The sequence below is a fragment of the Lachnotalea glycerini genome (assembly GCF_003201285.1).
GTDB classification, from domain to species: domain Bacteria; phylum Bacillota; class Clostridia; order Lachnospirales; family Lachnospiraceae; genus Lachnotalea; species Lachnotalea glycerini.
This window is the reverse complement of the sequence record NZ_QICS01000004.1, coordinates 42002-60873: the sequence shown is the minus strand read 5'-3', so window position 1 is coordinate 60873 and position 18872 is coordinate 42002. Positions and strand designations below refer to the sequence as shown.

The following is an 18872-nucleotide window of genomic DNA, read 5'->3' as shown; positions in this document are numbered from 1 at the left end:
TATGTAGTATTATAAGATTTATATAGAATACGCCAAATAGATTACCAATTTGGCGTATTTTTCTATGTATTAAATTAGATTGTCAAAGTAAATGACGGAACTAAAGATCCACTCGCAACTTTCAATGTTATATCTCCACCCGTATAAACTCCAGATGCAATATTTTTAACAATTTTTGCCGCTGCGGCAGCAGCAACAGTTGAACCGTACGCCAATACTAATCCAGCAACTAATGTTCCTGTTCCCGCTGTCCCTAGTTCAATTGCCGTGGCCACACCAATTGCTGCTGATTCTAAAAGAGCGGTAACTGCCGCCTTTGTGGCCACACCACCTAAAACACCAATAGCGTTACATATTGTTGACTTAGTAAATGTAACATATAATGTACCGCCTCCCTCTACATATGTCATTTCTTCCTCATCCATCATGGCACAATTATTGGGCATTACCAATGCATCTTCATAAGTCATATCCATTATATATTTCCTCCTTATTTATTTTTTATAAATGTTTGTAACCAATTACAATCTGTTTAAACATTAATGCTTAAAACACTTCTATTAGATAATACTCATCTCATCTTCATCTGAAAATCTCTTATTCTCTAATTACAAAATCCCCTTGTTGCATCTGTTTTTCATTAATATTTTTATACGGCTGTTTAAAAATAAATACAGTAAAATACTAACTACTGTCTTCATCGTAAAAGCCACATCCGTTACCAGAGCCTTACAAAGCTTTTTACTACGATGAATCGTAAAACAATGAAAATCATAACTAACGTAGTAGTTTCTCATTATTTTCTAGCTTCATATAATTAATAGTATAGTATATAGTCTAATCTACATCTTATGTTCACTTAAATATAAAAGCTAAAATAGAGTATTTTTTTGATTACATACTTTTCACTTACTATTTTTAATTAATTTTATAATAGTTATCCAAACTATTCCCACTCCAATGGTTACTCCAAATGACACTGATACGTCTTTTAAGATACTACTATTTGGTAATTTTAATAAAATATCTGACATATAATTCATCAATAATAAAAGAAGAAATATAATAATCAATGAAACAACCATTATTTTTCTATTATTCATACACTATCCCTCGCTTTGTTATATAAGTTTACATTAGAATTTACTTATATTTTAACTATACTGCTAACAGCCGCTATTAGGCCATGCAACATGAATCTTTTAAACTATTTCTTAAATTATATTTATTTTTTATTCTGAATGTTAAGAATTAAATCTGTTACAAAAGACACTATTATACCAGCCCACACTAGTATCATTAAATAGTATGGTACAGGAAAACCACTTAATGCTGTCGCAGCAATAATGAATAAAACTCCAATATAAAGTATCCTTGAAATTTTTCTTGTTAGTTTGAGTTTATTCATTTATATCCTCCTATTTTTAGTATTATTGATAAAATTTAAGTATCAATTACCAGTTAATAATGATTACTCTTATTTTAAAATAGGAAGCTTCTTTTTACATCTTCACCGTTTTCTTACACTATTCTCCCTATCATAGCTGGAGAGGTTAAATCTTTCAATATGAATGTATTTATAATGTAAAAAGCTTTTATTAATTTTATAAGAATATCATTTACAACCTTATCTCTTACTTTAAAGCAACACTATAGCCTGTAATAATGTCCAACAAAGTTGTATACTCTGTTACTTTTACTTTACTTGAACTACTATATGATTCCAACCATGTTTTGCATTGATTTAAGCAACCTATAGCTGAACCTAATATAACTCCATAATAAAAAGTACCAATCTCACCAACATATTGTATTGCAGCGGATCCTGCTGCAAAAGCTGAAGCAGCCGCCACAACCATTGCAAAATAATCACTTGCGCCACTTAAAGTCATAGTATATTTATTATCACCACCTTCCACATACGTCATCTCCTCCTCATCCATCATCACACAACCATTTGGCATTACCAATGCATCTTCATAAGTCATATCCATTATATATTTCCTCCTTATTTATTTTTTGTAAATGTTTGCAAGCAATTACAGTCTATTTAAACATTAATGCCTAAAGCACTGCTATTAGGTATAGCTTAACTCATCTGCATCTGAGAGAGGCTCCTCCACTATGACTTCATTTTCTTCCTCTCTGATTACAAAGTTCCCCTGCTGCATTTCCCATAGCTTATAGTACTGACCTTGCTTTTTTAGTAGGTCTTCATGCGTTCCCTTTTCGACTATCTCACCCTGATCAATCACTATGATTTCATCACAGTTTTTAATTGTTGACAGTCTATGCGCAATGATTAACATAGATTTTTTTCTAAATTTATTATAAATCATATCAAAGATGATATTTTCTGTCGCAAAGTCCAAGTTACTGGTACTTTCATCCAATATGTAGAACTCATTCTTTTTTAGAAACGCTCTTGCTAGTGCAATTCTTTGCTTTTCACCACCGCTTAGTCCGTTTCCTGCTTCTTCCAGATAGGTGTAGTACTGCATCGGAAGCTTTTTAATAAAGTCATGGGCATCTGCCGCCTTTGCAGCTTCTTTCACTTCATCCAGTGTAGAATTCATTTTACTGACGCGAATATTGTCATAAATACTTTTAGAAAACAATTCTATTGACTGAGGTACATAAGAAATTGCCTGACGTAGTGATGTATTGCTGTATTCATTGATGTCCACTCCGTCAATCAGAATTTCTCCTGCTTCCGGCTCATAATATTTTAAAAGCAGCTTGGCTATTGTCGATTTCCCGCTTCCGCTTGCTCCTACTAATGCTACCTTTTTTCCCTTGGCTATCGTAAAGCTGACATCCTTAAGTACAGGCTTTCGGTTGCCATAGCGAAATGTGATATTTTTTACTTCAATATCTCCTGCTATGCTTTCCATATCCTGATAGGTATTTCGGTTCTCTGTCTCCTGTTCTTCTTCATAATCTAAAATTTCTGTCATTCGTTTCATCGAAATATTAGCTTCCTGAATCTGCAATTGAAGTCCGACCAGTCTTGATACGGGATCCATAAAATAGCCTGACAGGGTCATAAATGCCATCATGGCACCTAATGTGGTATCATTGTTAATGACCTGCATGATTCCAAAATACATTAATATTAAGTTTCCTACTGAGGAAATAGTCCCTGAAATAGAACCTTGAATATTAGAAAGCATTCCCTCCTTTAATCCAATCCTTAATGACTTAATATACTCCCTCTCGATATTTTCAAGCTCTGTCTCCTCATTCGCATTTCCTTTTACAGTCTCCACTGCCCGAAGGCCTTCTATAATCTGCGAATTTAAGATGGATGACTGCTGCATTTGTTCTTCATTGATTTTTTTATACGGTTGTTTAAAGATAAAAACAAGTAAAATACTAATTATGGTCATAAACAAAATAATGACAAACAATCCCGTATTCATCTTAAATAAAATAACTCCGGTTACCAGTGCCATTGCGATATCCATAATTAACGTCAGTGCAATGTTTGTAAAAATATCCTTTATGGTAAAGGCATCGGAAAATCTTGTGATAATATCGCCTGTTTTTCTGGTAGCAAAAAATTTCATCGGTAATTTATAAATATGTTCAAAATACCCAAGCATTAATGGTATATCAATTTTCTGTGACAGATAAATCATCATCCATTGCCTTACAAATCCTATGACCACCTGAGTGACAGATAAAAGTGCAAATACGATTAATACCATAATCAGTGTATTTTTAAGCTTATAGGGTAAAATCTCATCCATTAATATTTTATTAAACAGAGATGACACAATTCCAAGCACCGTTAATAGAACGGATGCCATAATGGAAAAGATAAACAGCTTTTTCTGTGGTAACAATAGCTTCACATAGCGGCTGAATAATTTTTCATTTTTTACTTTCCCCGATGTAAACTGCTGATTCGGCTTAAGTATTAACATAGCTCCTGTGAAGTTCTTATAAAACTCATCAATTTCTACTCTGATTAAATCTTTGGCTGGATCACCTAGTATTACATGCTTATCCGTTATTTTGAATACCACCACGAAATGACTTAATCCTTCTTTCGTTATGATATTGGCAATGGCAGGAAGTGTGTACTTACTTATAAAGCCTTCCTTGTCTACCCGCACTGCCTGTGAAGTAAATCCAAGCTCATCTGCACATTTGCTAAGACCTATGAGATTTGTTCCTTTCAAATCAGTTCCCATCATATCTCTGAGTCTTGTAATCGTTGTTTCTTTTCGATAATGTAGACATATCATTGCCAAACATGCTGCTGCACAATCGGTTGCATCCTGCTGCTTTACATAGGTATATCTCATAATTTCCCCCTAGTATCTACTTACTCTACCCACTCATAGACTATTTTTATATAGGTAATAAGTAAAATTAACACATAGTTTTTAACTATAATTATAGTTATATTGTAACAAAAAGTATCATATTTTTCAACCATAAGTCCGTAAACGGTTGAATTGAAACCAGAAATTCTTTTTCATCTATGATAATTACGCCATCCTGATATGTATCAATCGCAAGCATATTTACAGTCATATTTCTATGAATACGATAGAATATTCTTGGATCCAAAATTGTTTCCAGCTTACTTAAAACTTCCTTGATATCACAATAATCAAAAGGCTTTCTTATAAAGCGAAAATTGCGTGTAAAGCAAGTTTCTACTATTATAGGCAAATTAAGAAAATAATTTAACTATAGTGCGCTAAAATCATCATAAATTCAACAAAAAAGCCTATGAATCAAACCATTCATAAGCTTTCTGTTTTTTTGTTTATTTTAAAATTTCTAAGCTAAGGAGTCATTAAACCATCTAATTTAAAACGCCCTTATTATGTAAAAAGTACTTCTTTGTTTTAAGATAGCTTCATAATCTCTTTATTTAACAACGAAGTTAAAGCCTCAGGAGTATGAGTAGACAAATAAATTGTATTGTTTTCCTTTACAAACCTGCGTACCTTATCAAGCGTTTTTCTTGCTTCTTCCTTATCTTCAAACACAACGGATAATTCATTTTGTCTTAGAGCCTCATCCGTATAGGTTACATCACCTTGAATCATGTAATATAAATCATCGGCTTCTATCACTGCAATGGAATTGCCCCTAGTATGCCCAGAGGCAGGAAGCATTACAATATGCTCTGCTATTTTTTGACTCTTGTCGAAATTTTTATAGCTTCCATCGGTGAAACAGACACGGATAATATTATCTCCCTTTAAATTCATAGCCTCTGCTTCAATCTCAGAGATATATATTTTTGCATTTGGAAATGCTCGTAGCTCTCCTGTGTGATCCGGATGCTTATGTGTAACGATGATTTTATCAATATCCTCAGGCTGATATCCTACCTTTCTAAGAGCTGTTAAAAAGTCATTTATCTTATCTCCGGTGTATAATTTTTGATTTGGTTCTCTTTTAAACTCAGGTGTTTCAACAGGAAGTCCTGTATCTACCAATATAACTTCTTTTCCGGTATCTATTAAATAATTTTGTAAACTGGCCGGATATGTTTTAGCACTTAACTTTTCTGATTCTCTTGAGCCTCCAAATGCAAATGCTTCCTGCATTTCTCCGTTTTTATAAAATTCTAATGCGATTATCTTCATATTATTGTCCAAATATTATAGCTATTCTACAATATTGCCATTACTTTTGCATACTGTGCTTATGGCTTCCCTTTCTATTTTGTTTTATTTTATTGTTATAAATTTAATTGCGCGCAATTCATCTAAACAAATTGTATACAATTAAATGTCATTTGTCAATAGCAATTTTGTTTTACTTAAATCACTGATAATTTATAAATTGATACGTTGCTCCGTTATCTATGTGAGGTTTTCCAGTTTGATCGATCAAATAAATTTCTGTGTATAGCTCTTTCTTTTCGCTATCATCGTAGGTTATTTCTCCATTTGTTAACAGAGTATAAACCAGTTCTACACCCAATTGTCCCATCTCGTATGGGCGCTGTGCAATTGTTCCCTGCATATAGCCTTCCTTGATTGCCTGAATAGCTGTTGGATCTCCATTAAATCCAATCACCATAATTTGTCCCTTTTTTCCCACTTCATCGATTGCCTGTGCTGCTCCAAGAGCCATAGGATCATTTTCAGTAAATACTACCGCTATATCATCTCCATAGGTTTCCAAAAGTTCTTTCATTGCACGATATGCATTTTCTCTTTCTGATTCAGCATTTATTATTGTAGCAATATTAAAACCTGCTTCCTGCATAACATTTTTAAAACCTTCTCCACGTCTTCTGGCAAATTCCGAGCTTTCTTTAACTTGAATAATAGCGGCATTCTTGCTTGTCAGTTGATACTCCTTAATAAGCCTTATCGCATATTCTCCTGCCAATACTCCGCCTCCAAAGGAATCTGACAATATACTGGCATCTACCTCACTTCCTCCGGTGCCGACATCAACCACTATGACAGGGATTCCTTTTTCTTTCGCCTGCTTAACGATATCACTTAGCACTTCCGGATTATATGGAGAAATTACCAATGCATCGATATCCTGCTGAAGAAGCTGGGTCACACCACTAACCATTTCTGTTGTATTGCTCTTTTCATCGTGTGTAACCACACGAATTCCCAATTCCTCTGCTTTGTCTAAAACTCCTTCCTGGATCGTATAAAAATGTTCTATTCTATTATCAAACGATGACCACCCAATGGTATATTGTTTCGCACTATCATATGTCTGGGTGTTTGTGGTTGTCGTTTGGTTGCTGATTGTTCTGGTTATATTTGCTACCTTGCTCCAGCCTGATGCAGCCATCACCACTATAAATAAAAGTAAATCTATACAAAACAATAATTGATTGACCTTTCTTATTTTACTGTATTTATTGGTTGATAAGCTCAATTATAACGCCCTTTCATACTCTCTATCTTTTAAAATATGCAAACAATTTTTTATTTATTACAGTAAGCTCCTACTGCTCTATCATCCATTTGTGAGAAGGAACATAATAACGCAGCTTAATCTCTCTTAGGCATTCTTCTATTGCAATATGACAGACAAATAATATAGAACTGATACCTGAATACTTTTCCTCTTTGACATTACTAATGCTTTGTATCTTGTAAGTGTGAAGCTGATGCTGCTCGTCCTCTAATCGGATGTACATCGGCTTAATCTCTCCCAATGGGTTAAAGGTTGCATTTGCATCAATGGAAATGAAGTGCTTTATCTGACTCTGATTATTCATATAAAATTTCTTCTCCTTTTGCCTTTAATTTTTCTTTACTGATTCCCCCATTCAACGGACGTATTCTTGCATTTACATAGGATGCACGAAAGACCGCCTCTTCTCCATAACGTCCCCTTATTTTATCAATTGCGGCATCTAATTTCTCATATCTTTCGTAGTCTTGCATATCGAATAAATTCAACTGCCGCTCTGTATTAGAGTCTACTACTCTGCCTGTATGAATCCCTAACTGTCTGATTGGAGTATACCCATCCCATAATTCGTCAAATACCTGACTCACAGCCTGAAATACTTCGTTGGTTATATTCGTAGCAGTAAATAAAGTCTTTTGATGCCTTGAACTGCTTAGTTCGAAATCTTTTATTGATACAGCAATTACAGAAACCTTTACATTATCCTTTCTAAGCCTCATACAGACAGTTTCACATAAAGATAACAATACCATCTTAGCCGTTGAAGCATCACATACGTCAAAGGGAACGGTCATACTGTTTCCATAGCCTTTATTGGCCGGTGCAATACTCTCTACAATGGAAACATCAATACCATTTGCAAAGCACCACAAGATTTCACCATGCTTCTTTAAATGCTTTTTAAGTAATTGAATATCTGTATTTGCCAATTCTCCAATTGTAAGAATGCCCAATTTTTTCAACTTATTCTCAGTTGCTCTGCCACAAAAGAAAAGGTCTCCCGTTTGCAACGGCCACATCTTTGTTTCAATTTCATCCGGAAATAATGTGTGTACCTGATTGGGCTTCTTAAAATCAGAAGCCATTTTTGCCAACAGTTTATTGCTTGATATTCCAACATTGACTGTAAATCCAAGCTCTTTGTAAATTTTATTCTTAATTAAATTAGCTGCTATGACAGGTGTTCCCCACAATGCATTCATTCCTGTCATGTCCATATATGCTTCATCAATACTGTATTGCTCTACCTCTGGTGAATATGTCCTTAGTATTTCCATAAGTGCCTTTGATGATGCCTCATACAAATCATAATGCGGCTGTATTAAGACTAAATTGGGACACTTTTTTACCGCTTCGCTAATTGTTTCAGCCGTTTTTATATTGTACTTTTTCGCGGGTGTGGATTTTGCTAAGATAATACCATGTCTCTTCTTAATATCACCACATATTGCAGATGGTATTTCTCTTAAATCTAATTTTTCTCCTAAGCATTTAACCCGATAAGCTGCCTCCCAAGACAAAAATGCGGAATTAACATCTACATGAAAAATTATTCTGGAAACCTTTTTAGAACACATGTTCGATCGCCTCAATACCACTATACAACAAATACTGAAAAAGTAAAGAGGTAAATTCTGCAAAAGAATAATGAAGCATTTAGTTCTTATTCTGTACTCATATACCCGACAATTGTATCTATAATTCTGACTGATATAAGAATAAATTTTACTTGACTACAACATTAGACTGGATGTATAGTAATAAATAAGTAGAATCGAGATTAAATATTTTTATTAATCGTTTTTTACTTGCTTATAGTCAGATAATAATTTCGTACAGAAGGGGAGGCATATATGATTGGTACATATTTAATGGATCTTGCAGGTTATTTAGGAATTGCTTCTGGAATTGCACAAAAAGTGGTAGATGCAATTGATTGGGGTGGAGCAGCATTTGTTGTTCTTTCTATTTTAGGAACTGTTATGAGTGCTGGTGCTCTTGGAGCAGCATCAGCCTCTATAGATTTCATTATTCTGACAGTTAAAAGTTACATTTCTCGTAGTTTAAAGGCTCAGGCTGTTGTTTGGTAATATGAAACGGTTTACTTGATGTCTAATCAAAATATAAAATGTAGTCACAAATAAAAATAATACTGTGTACGGAATTATTACTGACTAAATTAAACTTTTCAAATGTGCCTTTTAATTTGTAATTCCCATGCCCAAATAGATTGCACTAACTATAAGATATATAATAAGTGATAAAAATATACAGAAAAAACGAAAGGAAACTCTATGAGCAATTTTGATAAAGAGTCAAATACTATTGACTTAACATTATTGAAATGGATTGTTAAAAATGAATTTAATCACGAATTTAATTTTTTAATGAATGAAATAAAGAAGCGGCTAAATATAAAAGTACCAAGAATTATGCTATTATTTATTGTTATAATATATCAATATACCTTTATTTTCTTGTTATTACTAATATGTTATAAAATAAAAGATAGCAAAATTTTTATTATTCTTTTTATAATAACATCAATATTTAATAGTATTTTACCGGCAACTATCGCTAGATCATCTCAATCACGTGTAGATGAACATCCAATTTTTGATTATTTATTAATGTCAAAATTATCTATTCAAAATTCCAAAAGAATTATTATACTCTCAGAATTAGCTAATTTTTGGATACATAATTTCTCATTTGAATTTATAACAATTTGGCTGTTTTTTATTAAGTTCAAAATGATTGGTCTTTTATATGGATTTTTTTGGATTATATTTACCTCTTTTATTTTTGTAAAAGTTATAAATAAAAAAAATAAAATAAGAAAATTGGAATTGAATTCTTTTTCTTCTTTTACAATAAATATAATATTAAGTGGGTTTTTATCATATTGTATTTTTTATATATTCATAGGTACTATTAATAAAATATCGGTTAATGAATTTTTTAATACTAATTGTTTAAAAATATTTGTATCTTCTTATCTTACAAATATAGTAATTGCAGTAAAAGAAAAAGGAATTAGATTTATTTTAATTTTATTATTATTATTTGTTTGTTTGATGATTTTTAAATGGATAATAAAAGCATTTATTATTATTAATAAAACTAAAATATTGTTTCTTAGAACGTATTTACAAAAAATATATAAATTATCAAATAATATGTTTGTTAAACGGGATTTAAAAATTATTTTTAATATTTTACCTAAATTGGAAATGAATATTTTTTCTCTGGTTCTTCCATTCGGAATAATATTTATAGTAATTGGATTTGTATTTTATATGATACAAGGTGAAGATGTAAATAGTATTTTAATCTCACAGGATTTTATTTTTTGGATTTCATCGTATCAATTTTCAACACAGCTTGTGCAAAAAATACCTATCTTCCATATTTCCAGTGAGTTAAGAAATATAGAACTGCTTAACTTTTCAAAAACAAAAACTATCAAGGATTTAATTGAATCAAAACATATTTTACTTGCAATATTTAATTTACCAATACTAATCGTTATGATAATTATTAAATTTTTATTATTATTATGGGGAATAAATCCATTTATATTGTTGGCTAGTATAATTAATACATTTGGTATTTTACTTATTTGTTTAGTATTAACATTACGTTGGACTACAATTTTTCCCAAATTTAGCTGGTCAAATATTTTTATGATTAGACAGGATAATTTTGACGCGCAAATATTGCAACAATTTTTATTAATTCCTAGTAGAATCATATCTTTATTTTTTACTATTAGCTTTGTATTTGTAAATGTAATAGACTTCTATTTTACAATATCGGCTACCTTTCTATATTATATATTAAGCTATATTAGTATCGCGATAATATTTATCATATTGAAAAGGGGGCAAAATAAAGATGAATTTAATACAGAATTGTAAATACAAGAAATATGTAATCATACATACATTGATTTTTATTTTCGGTATTATCGTTGGAGTGATGTTAGGAAATGTGATTGGAGATATTGGAGAAATTCCCATTTTGTCAAAGCCATTCTACGACTATTTTATTCATAATTTAATCACTTGTATTACTATAATATTATTTGGAGTTATCACATTTGGATTTTTAACTTGGATTCCATTAATCTACAATGGAGTGGTTTTGGGAATGGCAATTAATTTTTTATCATATCATAATGATTCTTTCCAAATCCTTATTTACTTTGCACATGGATTTGTTGAAATTCCTTCCTTAATGTTATCAATTTATTTAGGAAAGCTAATTTCAATGAATATAAGGGAAGCACTTATTGCATTAATCAAAAAGAAAAAATTTGCAATAAAAAGTAGTTTTTTTAAGGAAATAGGCATAATGTTTTCAATTATAACGGGACTACTATTGTTGGCCAGTATCATTGAAGCGCTTCCCAAATAGTCTTATGAAAGGAAAAGAATAAAAATGATTAAAATTTTAAACTTAAACCACGAATTTGAAGAGAAAATTGTCTTTAAAAACACTGACTTAATCATTGATGATGGCGAAATCATCTGGATTCAAGGAGAAAACGGTAGTGGAAAGACAACTCTTTTTAGAATTTTAACCGGATTATTGATGCCCCAATCCAATTCATTGGAGCAATTAAAGGTTTTTCTTAATGATGAACCAATAGAACTTAGCGAATTAAAGTTTGAGATTAACTATATTCCTAGTAAACCATATCTATTTGAATATCTGTCAGGAAATGACAATGTAGAATATCTTATTTCTTTATTTGATCTATCTGATAAGAAAGAACAAATATATGATAATCTAAGAAAATTAAATATGGAAGCTGATTTAAATATGGAGATTCATGCCTATTCATTGGGGATGAAAGCAAAGCTGTATTTCGGAATCGTAATAGAAAGAGAAACTTCTCTCATAATAATTGATGAATTATTAAATAATATTGATGTCGAATCTTTGAGTGTGGTTTATAGAATAATACATAATAAAATTTCTGAAGAAAATCGCAGCTTACTATTTACATCTCATACGAAACTAATAGAAAATAACGAAACTATTAAAAAAATATATATTATGGATAAAAGGTTGGTGTTTAAATGAAAAAAAAGATTATATTAAGCAGAATTTTTTTGGGAATCGGAATTGCATCTGTGTTATTAACAATTATCATCCCGGGTTTAAAAATAAGTCTAGGGAATGTATTTTCTCATTCATATAATGGCTTTTTTTCTGTCATAATATTTTGTATTTCATTGGGAATTTTCTTTAAAATTTCAAGTGGAATAGACGATATTTGTATTAATAGAATGAAATTTGTACTTTCGTGTTCTTTCTTATTATCATTGTTTACTAATATTTTATTTCTTTAACATGTATTACATATGGAAAAAATGATTATAGCATATAAGAAACTCTTCTTTAGTTGTAACAAGAGAAGAGTTTCTTAGTTTTTTATGTCAGAAATACCATAATTATACGCTTACAGCCCCCAGCCCCCCATGATCCGTGACATTTATTTCTCCTTTTTTAATTTCTACCATGCGGTTACAATATTTTAATATCTCTTCCCTACGCGTAATCACAATAATTGTGCTGTCTTTTTTTCTTCTGAAAATGTTTTTTAAAACGATATTTTCTTCCTCCATGTCAATAGCTGAGCCAGGCTCATCCAATATAATAATGGGATAATCATTCAGCAAAAAAATTCGCGCCAAGCATAATTTTTGCGCCTGCTTTTCTGATAAATGGATTCCCCCCTCTCCAATTATTGTATCGACTCCTTGCTTCATAGCATCCACGTCATTTTTTAGCTGCACCAAGGACAACGCTTCATAAACCTTTGCATTTGTTATATTTTCAGCTCCCATAACCAGATTTTCTAAAATGCTGCCACTGAAAATAAATGGCTCTTTACTGATTAATAACATTTTATCGTAATAGGAATCATCTATATTTTTTATATTATTATCACCAACATAAATATTTCCTTCTTCATAGTCATGCATTTTAAGCAGCAGATTCATAAGTGAAAATTTTTTATATTTATCATCTCCGATTAATCCAAGCTTTTCTCCCTGTTTTATCTCTAAATTAAAATTAGAAACAACGAACTCTTGATTATAATTGAATTTTACATTCAAAAAATGGATGGTATAATCATTGTTCCATCTCATATCTCCCGATGGAATTCTATATTGATTATTTTCTAAAATATAACAAATTCTGTCAAAAGAAACCTGTGCCTTTTTTATTTCCTCATAATTATTAATCAGTCCTATCAATGTTCCAAGTAGTTTTCCTATATACAAAGTCATGGCAAAAATCGTACCAATTTCTAATTCTTTTTTTAAAACAAGATACCCTCCATAACCAAGTAATAACGTTAGATTTGCACCATCAATTACGCCATCTAACACATAATACTTTGAACTTACCTTAGTACCTTCCAATTGAGCTTTATGATACTCTATTATTTTTTCATCATATTTATTTTTGAAATAGTGAATTTGATTGTGCAATTGGATATTTGTAATATGCTCTAACATTTCATTATTAAATGCCTGAAATTCTATTCTCTTTCTACTAATCAGACCGGCAGCACTTTTGATTGGGTTATCAAAGCAATTTTGAAGGATCAAATAAATATCTGCAATAATCAAGGCAAATAATGCGATTTCCCAATTTAAAATAAAAAGTATAATGATTAATCCAATCAAAACCACAATATTACTAAACATATCATGAAAGACACTTACAAACAGCACCAGCATCTCTGGTACATCTCGTTCAAGTATAGTTATGATATTATCTTTTTTATAGTCCTTAAAAAAGCTTATATTACATCTAAAAATACTGGTTATTATATTATTCTTTAAGTATAAGCAGATTTTCTTTTCTAAATTGCAAAAATATATTTCTTTTATGTATTTAAGTAGTATCGATAATACAATAAAAATAACAATCGTACTGATGTAAATCCACAGTTTTTGCAAATTCTTACTGGTAACTGCATCATCAATAATCAATTTACTAAAGTAAGGATATACAATACTGATAATAGAATATATGAAAACGATTAACAAACCTGTTGCATGTGCTCTCACGAAATCCATCATATAATTCTTATAAAAATTAACATATCTTTTTATCACCCTGTATTTCCTCCTGTATTCTATATCGCTAAATTTCCAGAAATTATTTATAGAATTTACTTTATTTTTTTTAATAATGTGTAATTTCATAATATTAAGAGAAAAAGAGCAATTATACTAATCGCTCTCTCCCTTCCGTTTGTATCACCTATATACTCTTGCTCTTGATCTTTTATACAAGAGCTTTTTTTAATATGAATAATTTAAATTTAATAAATTCCTACTGTTTTTCCAAATTTATAAATATACTGTGATACAGAAGTGATTGCATTGGTCACACAAGCTTCTCCTGCCTGAGCATAGGAAGAGGTATCCGTAGCTAAAGGTACTAACGCTTTTGATTTCACTGCCCAGCTTTTCATTAAATTATTGACTGAAGTATTTGATGCAATCTGATACACATTGGAAGGTAAAATATCGCCATCAATTTTATAGGAGCTTCGATTCGTGTCTACATACTTTTCAAATTCTGAATGATTACTGTTTAAGGCTGTTAAGTTTGAAGCATGATGCGGCTCATTAACATCCGATACATAATGCGTCCCCCTGCCTAAATATTGCATGGCAATCTCAGTATAACCATTTTGATAAGCCGTCACGGCTTTATCAAAATATGTATTTGCCCGGGTCTTACAGGTTGGTGAAGACTGAGCTAACCAGTTTTTCTCTGTATCAGGATCATAGAAATGTCCGGCAAATGTATAATAATCTGTCTCATTTCCAAACACATCAGGCCAGTCTGTATTGGTCATTAGAAGTTCAGTATAAGCAGCATTATTTAAAATAGAATCCCCCATGTCATTATTTAAAATTACTAGTGCAGATGCCAAAATATATTGATGTGTATGATCAACTCCTCCACTATTAAATGTCTGCGCTTCAAAGGACATTGACCCCGTGAAAGAACCTGACGACCTCATATTATGAACCAGTGGTACTCCTGTTCCATAGATTTCATCTGTTCCATTTGTAATGCTTAATACCTTTTGCTGTACATTATTTCCTGTACTGTTTGCCGCATGTGCGAATCCAGTCGAGCAAAGGAGAAGCAAGCTTAGCATAATACTACATTTTACTAGTTTATTCTTTATTTTCATGTAAATAACCCCCTTTACCGTGTATTATACTCTGCATTCCTCTATTTGTATAGACATTTTTGTGTATTTTATGCTATTTTATAATAACTAAACCAATTATATTAAAACATGATACTTTTAAAAAGTATATATTTTGCATAAATTGCAATTTAGAAAAAATATTTGAAAAAATAACCTCGACGTTATATAAAAATTTTTGCAGATATTACAGATTTGAATAGTTAATAAAATATAATTATTATACGCATCAAAAATGAGGCTAATAAAATTCCAGCCTCATTTGTTCCATATCACTACTTCGCTCAAGAAGCGGTGGCAATTTATTTAATATATTAATTGTTTCTTGTGAATCAAACAGCCAGTCATGAACAAGATTCTCTGACAATACTAAGGGCATCCTGTCATGAATTTTTTCCATGGATTCGTTCGCCTTTGTTGTTATAATGACAAATCTGTTATCGGCATTATACAGACCTGCCATCAACATGATTCTTTTCTTCGTATTCTGAAAAGTAAATTTATTCCTGGACTGATCCCATTCATAGAAACCTTTTGCTGGAATAATGCACCTTCTATCTGATAAGCAATCTTTAAAGCTTTTCTTCTCCGAAACCGTTTCTGCTCTGGCATTGATAATCAAGCCCTTTTGATTGTAGCCTAAAAAGCCCCAGTTAAATAGTTCCAGTGACATTTCGTTGCTGCCATTCGTAATAACCGGAGCCAATGCAGAAGGCACGATATCCCTTGAATAATGAGCAGGATTTAACTTTTTATCAATATGAACTACTATTTTTTGAAGCTCCATTGCCGTTTCTTCATCTATATAATAACGTCCACACATGCTTCTATCACCTCTTACTTATTTAGTACTAGTATTGCATTAATCTATACTATTATTCCTTCCTAATCTAACCGTATTACAGTTTAGAATAAACAACTTTCTTTTACTTTACAATTCTATATTTAACTCAACCGGACAATGATCAGACCCCATAATCTCTGTATGAATTTGGGCATCCACTAATTTTTCCTCTAACGTCTTAGAGACTACAAAGTAATCAATTCTCCATCCGGCATTTTTTGCTCTGGCACTGAAACGATAAGACCACCAGGAGTAAATCCCTTCCATATCAGGATAAAAATATCGAAAGGTATCGATGAAGCCTGCCTCTAAAAGCTCAGTAAATTTTCCTCTTTCTTCATCTGAAAATCCTGCGTTTTTTCGATTGGTTTTTGGATTTTTTAAATCAATTTCCTTATGAGCTACATTCAAATCTCCACATACAATTACCGGCTTGTTTTCCTCCAGTTTATTAAGATATGCTCTAAAATCATCCTCCCACTTCATTCTATAATCTAATCTTGCAAGGCCTTCTTGTGCATTGGGTGTATATACTGTAACCATATAGAATTCCTTATATTCCAGTGTTATGACTCTGCCTTCTTTATCATGCTCTTCCATGTCTATTCCATAAGAAGCATTTATTGCCTCTTCTTTTGAAAATATAGCTGTACCTGAATAGCCCTTTTTTTCTGCATAATTCCAGTATTGGTAATATCCATTCAGCTCTAAATTAAGCTGACCTTCTTGCATTTTACTTTCCTGTATACAAAAAATATCCGCATCAATTTCTTTAAAAAATTCTAAAAAACCTTTTTGTACACATGCTCTTAATCCATTTACATTCCATGATATCAGTCTCATTTTTCCTCCTATCCATTATCACATAGAACAAAGTGTCTTCGACACTTCAACTCCCCTTCCCCTCACTCATGAGGGACTTGGCCGCTTTGCCGCGCCGAATGCTGTCACGCAGTGACATTCTCCACTTGCATTCGTGCGCATTGTGTTTTTATTTCATAGGAATCAATACTTTTATACGTTACCACAATAAGGTCTATCCTATGAAATAAAAACAAGCTAGAGTATATGCTCTAGCTTATACATTTATTCTTATTATATTGCATTTTTTAGTCTACTACAACGCCCTTTTGCAACATAATATTGGCATACAAAGCCTTTTCACTTGTTGCAATTATTGCATAGGCTGTTCTTGCTTCATCATAAAAGGCAAATCTCTCAATATTACCTACGCAATCTGCTCCACGTTTTTCATATTTTGCTACGATTTCTTTGTAGGTGTCCCAAATAGGTGTTTCTACTGGATCTCCTGGAACGACCTCCATGAGATTCACTGGCTTTTCTTCGTACTGATCAAGTGGAAATAGCTGTAATATGGCATCCAGAATTTCGGGAACTCCATGCCCGTCACAACGAATCACAATTGCATCTTTACCCATTTCTTCTGCCGGAAAATTTCCATCTGATATAACAAGTCTGTCACTATGTCCCATTTCACACAATACCTTTAATAATTGAGGTGACAAGATTGGTGGTATTCCTTTTAACATAACTGCATCCTCCTATTATTTTATTTATGAAAGTGCAGCGATTACAAAAACCCTGTAACATTCAGTACTTTCATACTTATTATTTTGAGGGGATTGCCTCAGCAACCCCCTCTTATTATAGCATATATTTTTAATTAATCGTATAAGTTTGGAGCAATATCAGCATCATCCATATTATTTGCTGTATACCATTTACATCCAGTATCGACGTCTGCTACTGTCTCGCCTTTTGCTGCTTTTACTGCCAGTTCTACTAAATTGCGTCCGATGGCAACCGGATCCTGCGTTACAGCACCAGCAATTTTTCCTGATTTTACTGCGCTCTTAATTAATTCACCTGAATCAAATGCGATACCAACAATGCTGTTTCCAAGCTTGCCAAGATTAGCATCACCATTAATCAGACCTTCTCCTGAATGCTGATTGGATGCATAGATACAAATTGTATCCGTCTTATTAAGCAAATTCTGAGCATCAATAGCCGAAAGCTCAGCAGTTACCTGTGCAGGCACTGCAACATCAATGATTACATTTGCGCCCTCTACTTTATTTTCCCATTTGTCATGACCTTCAATTGAAACCGTTTTTCCATCTGCTTCAATCAATGTTTTCATCTTATCAATAAATCCTGAACCTCGATTTGTAATGGATTCCGAAGTTGCATCCTGATTCATAACACCAATTCTAACCGTTGCAGTTGCCGAAGAAATCTTATCTTTAATTAGAGTATAGGTTTCTTCTGCTGCCAATTCACCTGCTGCGTAGTTATCGGTTGCGGCATTTGCAACAATTGCACCGTCCGGAGCACCCGGTACACCGGAATCAAAGCCAATAATTGGGATTCCTGCCTGTTGAGCCTTTGTAATACCTTCCAAACAAGCCTGCGTATCAAGTGCAGCCAATCCAATAGCATCTGGGGAATTATTCAGTGCGTTGTTTAGCATCTGTACCTGCTGTGCAATATCACTCTCTGTATCAGGACCTTTAAAGTCAATCGTAACTCCTAATTCATCTGCTGCCTCCTGAGCACCCTTTAAAACTGCCTGCCAGTATTGATGCTGGAAGCCTTTTGACACAATATAGATTGACATATCATCACTTGCTGATGTATCCGTTGTTGCAGTGTCAGTAGCTGTTGCATCTGTTGTTGTCTTCGTTTCTGTTGTTGTGTCAGTTGTTGTATCAGCAGATGATGAGGAACCACAACCAGCCACTAGTGCTGACACCATTGTTGCACACATGATTACGCTTAATAATTTTTTCTTCATTGTAAACCTCCCTTTAATGATTTAATTTA

19 protein-coding genes are annotated in these 18872 nt (G+C 32.4%); 4 read left to right on the top strand and 15 right to left on the bottom strand.

Translation table 11 applies throughout. From position 1 onward, the window contains the following. Window positions 1-74: 74 nt before the first annotated feature. From C8E03_RS09995 to C8E03_RS09950, 9 genes are all read right to left on the bottom strand, one after another. On the bottom strand, window positions 75-476 hold the full coding sequence (locus tag C8E03_RS09995) for a hypothetical protein (RefSeq protein WP_094380233.1): 402 nt from the start codon (window positions 474-476) through the stop codon (window positions 75-77). A gap of 749 nt (window positions 477-1225) precedes the next feature. Beyond that, window positions 1226-1408 (bottom strand): hypothetical protein, encoded by a 183-nt coding sequence (locus tag C8E03_RS09985; RefSeq protein ID WP_094380230.1) that lies wholly within the window; start codon window positions 1406-1408, stop codon window positions 1226-1228. Window positions 1409-1634: 226 nt separating this feature from the next. Further along, the gene (locus tag C8E03_RS09980; protein ID WP_110290974.1) at window positions 1635-1994 is read right to left on the bottom strand and encodes a hypothetical protein; all 360 of its coding nucleotides are present in this window, start codon (window positions 1992-1994) and stop codon (window positions 1635-1637) included. 84 nt (window positions 1995-2078) lie between these two features. Then, window positions 2079-4313, bottom strand: coding sequence for a peptidase domain-containing ABC transporter (locus tag C8E03_RS09975; RefSeq protein ID WP_110290973.1), 2235 nt, complete (start codon window positions 4311-4313; stop codon window positions 2079-2081). A gap of 97 nt (window positions 4314-4410) precedes the next feature. Continuing rightward, on the bottom strand, window positions 4411-4686 hold the full coding sequence (locus C8E03_RS22595; protein ID WP_110290972.1) for a LytTR family transcriptional regulator DNA-binding domain-containing protein: 276 nt from the start codon (window positions 4684-4686) through the stop codon (window positions 4411-4413). A gap of 179 nt (window positions 4687-4865) precedes the next feature. After that, a complete protein-coding gene (locus tag C8E03_RS09965) occupies window positions 4866-5615 on the bottom strand; it encodes an MBL fold metallo-hydrolase (protein ID WP_094380222.1) in 750 nt (249 codons plus the stop codon). 181 nt (window positions 5616-5796) lie between these two features. Beyond that, the gene (locus C8E03_RS09960; RefSeq protein WP_094380220.1) at window positions 5797-6882 is read right to left on the bottom strand and encodes a substrate-binding domain-containing protein; all 1086 of its coding nucleotides are present in this window, start codon (window positions 6880-6882) and stop codon (window positions 5797-5799) included. A 70-nt stretch (window positions 6883-6952) separates the two neighbouring features. Further along, on the bottom strand, window positions 6953-7228 hold the full coding sequence (locus tag C8E03_RS09955; RefSeq protein WP_094380218.1) for a hypothetical protein: 276 nt from the start codon (window positions 7226-7228) through the stop codon (window positions 6953-6955). Beyond that, the gene (locus tag C8E03_RS09950) at window positions 7221-8501 is read right to left on the bottom strand and encodes a Y-family DNA polymerase (protein ID WP_094380216.1); all 1281 of its coding nucleotides are present in this window, start codon (window positions 8499-8501) and stop codon (window positions 7221-7223) included. Before C8E03_RS09950 ends, C8E03_RS09955 begins: the two co-directional genes overlap by 8 nt. Window positions 8502-8777: 276 nt before the next feature. Between C8E03_RS09950 and C8E03_RS09945 the strand changes: the two genes are divergently transcribed. The 4 genes from C8E03_RS09945 (at window position 8778) to C8E03_RS09930 (ending at window position 12015) form a co-directional block, all read left to right on the top strand. Further along, the gene (locus C8E03_RS09945) at window positions 8778-9014 is read left to right on the top strand and encodes an uberolysin/carnocyclin family circular bacteriocin (protein ID WP_094380214.1); all 237 of its coding nucleotides are present in this window, start codon (window positions 8778-8780) and stop codon (window positions 9012-9014) included. A 204-nt stretch (window positions 9015-9218) separates the two neighbouring features. Continuing rightward, complete coding sequence (locus tag C8E03_RS09940; protein ID WP_094380212.1) at window positions 9219-10844, top strand: hypothetical protein; 1626 nt, start codon at window positions 9219-9221, stop codon at window positions 10842-10844. Beyond that, complete coding sequence (locus tag C8E03_RS09935) at window positions 10822-11343, top strand: stage II sporulation protein M (RefSeq protein ID WP_094380211.1); 522 nt, start codon at window positions 10822-10824, stop codon at window positions 11341-11343. The genes C8E03_RS09940 and C8E03_RS09935 overlap by 23 nt, the downstream gene beginning before the upstream one ends. A 24-nt stretch (window positions 11344-11367) precedes the next feature. Continuing rightward, a complete protein-coding gene (locus tag C8E03_RS09930; protein ID WP_110290971.1) occupies window positions 11368-12015 on the top strand; it encodes an ATP-binding cassette domain-containing protein in 648 nt (215 codons plus the stop codon). A 371-nt stretch (window positions 12016-12386) separates the two neighbouring features. On the opposite strand, the gene C8E03_RS09920 is transcribed toward C8E03_RS09930, so the two are convergent. The 6 genes from C8E03_RS09920 to C8E03_RS09895 form a co-directional block, all read right to left on the bottom strand. Beyond that, window positions 12387-14066 carry an ABC transporter transmembrane domain-containing protein gene (locus C8E03_RS09920; protein WP_170122964.1) on the bottom strand — a complete coding sequence of 560 codons (1680 nt, stop codon included), beginning with the start codon at window positions 14064-14066 and terminating at the stop codon, window positions 12387-12389. 209 nt (window positions 14067-14275) lie between these two features. Continuing rightward, on the bottom strand, window positions 14276-15163 hold the full coding sequence (locus C8E03_RS09915) for a zinc dependent phospholipase C family protein (RefSeq protein WP_094380203.1): 888 nt from the start codon (window positions 15161-15163) through the stop codon (window positions 14276-14278). A gap of 259 nt (window positions 15164-15422) precedes the next feature. Further along, window positions 15423-16004 carry an SOS response-associated peptidase gene (locus tag C8E03_RS09910; RefSeq protein WP_110290969.1) on the bottom strand — a complete coding sequence of 194 codons (582 nt, stop codon included), beginning with the start codon at window positions 16002-16004 and terminating at the stop codon, window positions 15423-15425. A gap of 108 nt (window positions 16005-16112) precedes the next feature. Then, a complete protein-coding gene (locus C8E03_RS09905; protein ID WP_094380200.1) occupies window positions 16113-16868 on the bottom strand; it encodes an exodeoxyribonuclease III in 756 nt (251 codons plus the stop codon). Window positions 16869-17134: 266 nt separating this feature from the next. Then, window positions 17135-17575 carry an RbsD/FucU family protein gene (locus tag C8E03_RS09900; RefSeq protein WP_094380198.1) on the bottom strand — a complete coding sequence of 147 codons (441 nt, stop codon included), beginning with the start codon at window positions 17573-17575 and terminating at the stop codon, window positions 17135-17137. A gap of 134 nt (window positions 17576-17709) precedes the next feature. Next, entirely contained in the window at window positions 17710-18843 is a 1134-nt protein-coding gene (locus tag C8E03_RS09895) for an ABC transporter substrate-binding protein (protein WP_110290968.1), read from the bottom strand. Window positions 18844-18872: the final 29 nt, after the last annotated feature.

Coding starts and splice junctions, on each gene's coding strand:
- C8E03_RS09995 (WP_094380233.1), bottom strand. CDS start 476: ATGGATATGACTTATGAAGATGCATTGGTAATGCCCAATAATTGTGCC.
- C8E03_RS09985 (WP_094380230.1), bottom strand. CDS start 1,408: ATGAATAAACTCAAACTAACAAGAAAAATTTCAAGGATACTTTATATT.
- C8E03_RS09980 (WP_110290974.1), bottom strand. CDS start 1,994: ATGGATATGACTTATGAAGATGCATTGGTAATGCCAAATGGTTGTGTG.
- C8E03_RS09975 (WP_110290973.1), bottom strand. CDS start 4,313: ATGAGATATACCTATGTAAAGCAGCAGGATGCAACCGATTGTGCAGCA.
- C8E03_RS09965 (WP_094380222.1), bottom strand. CDS start 5,615: ATGAAGATAATCGCATTAGAATTTTATAAAAACGGAGAAATGCAGGAA.
- C8E03_RS09955 (WP_094380218.1), bottom strand. CDS start 7,228: ATGAATAATCAGAGTCAGATAAAGCACTTCATTTCCATTGATGCAAAT.
- C8E03_RS09950 (WP_094380216.1), bottom strand. CDS start 8,501: ATGTGTTCTAAAAAGGTTTCCAGAATAATTTTTCATGTAGATGTTAAT.
- C8E03_RS09945 (WP_094380214.1), top strand. CDS start 8,778: ATGATTGGTACATATTTAATGGATCTTGCAGGTTATTTAGGAATTGCT.
- C8E03_RS09940 (WP_094380212.1), top strand. CDS start 9,219: ATGAGCAATTTTGATAAAGAGTCAAATACTATTGACTTAACATTATTG.
- C8E03_RS09935 (WP_094380211.1), top strand. CDS start 10,822: ATGAATTTAATACAGAATTGTAAATACAAGAAATATGTAATCATACAT.
- C8E03_RS09930 (WP_110290971.1), top strand. CDS start 11,368: ATGATTAAAATTTTAAACTTAAACCACGAATTTGAAGAGAAAATTGTC.
- C8E03_RS09915 (WP_094380203.1), bottom strand. CDS start 15,163: ATGAAAATAAAGAATAAACTAGTAAAATGTAGTATTATGCTAAGCTTG.
- C8E03_RS09910 (WP_110290969.1), bottom strand. CDS start 16,004: ATGTGTGGACGTTATTATATAGATGAAGAAACGGCAATGGAGCTTCAA.
- C8E03_RS09905 (WP_094380200.1), bottom strand. CDS start 16,868: ATGAGACTGATATCATGGAATGTAAATGGATTAAGAGCATGTGTACAA.
- C8E03_RS09900 (WP_094380198.1), bottom strand. CDS start 17,575: ATGTTAAAAGGAATACCACCAATCTTGTCACCTCAATTATTAAAGGTA.
- C8E03_RS09895 (WP_110290968.1), bottom strand. CDS start 18,843: ATGAAGAAAAAATTATTAAGCGTAATCATGTGTGCAACAATGGTGTCA.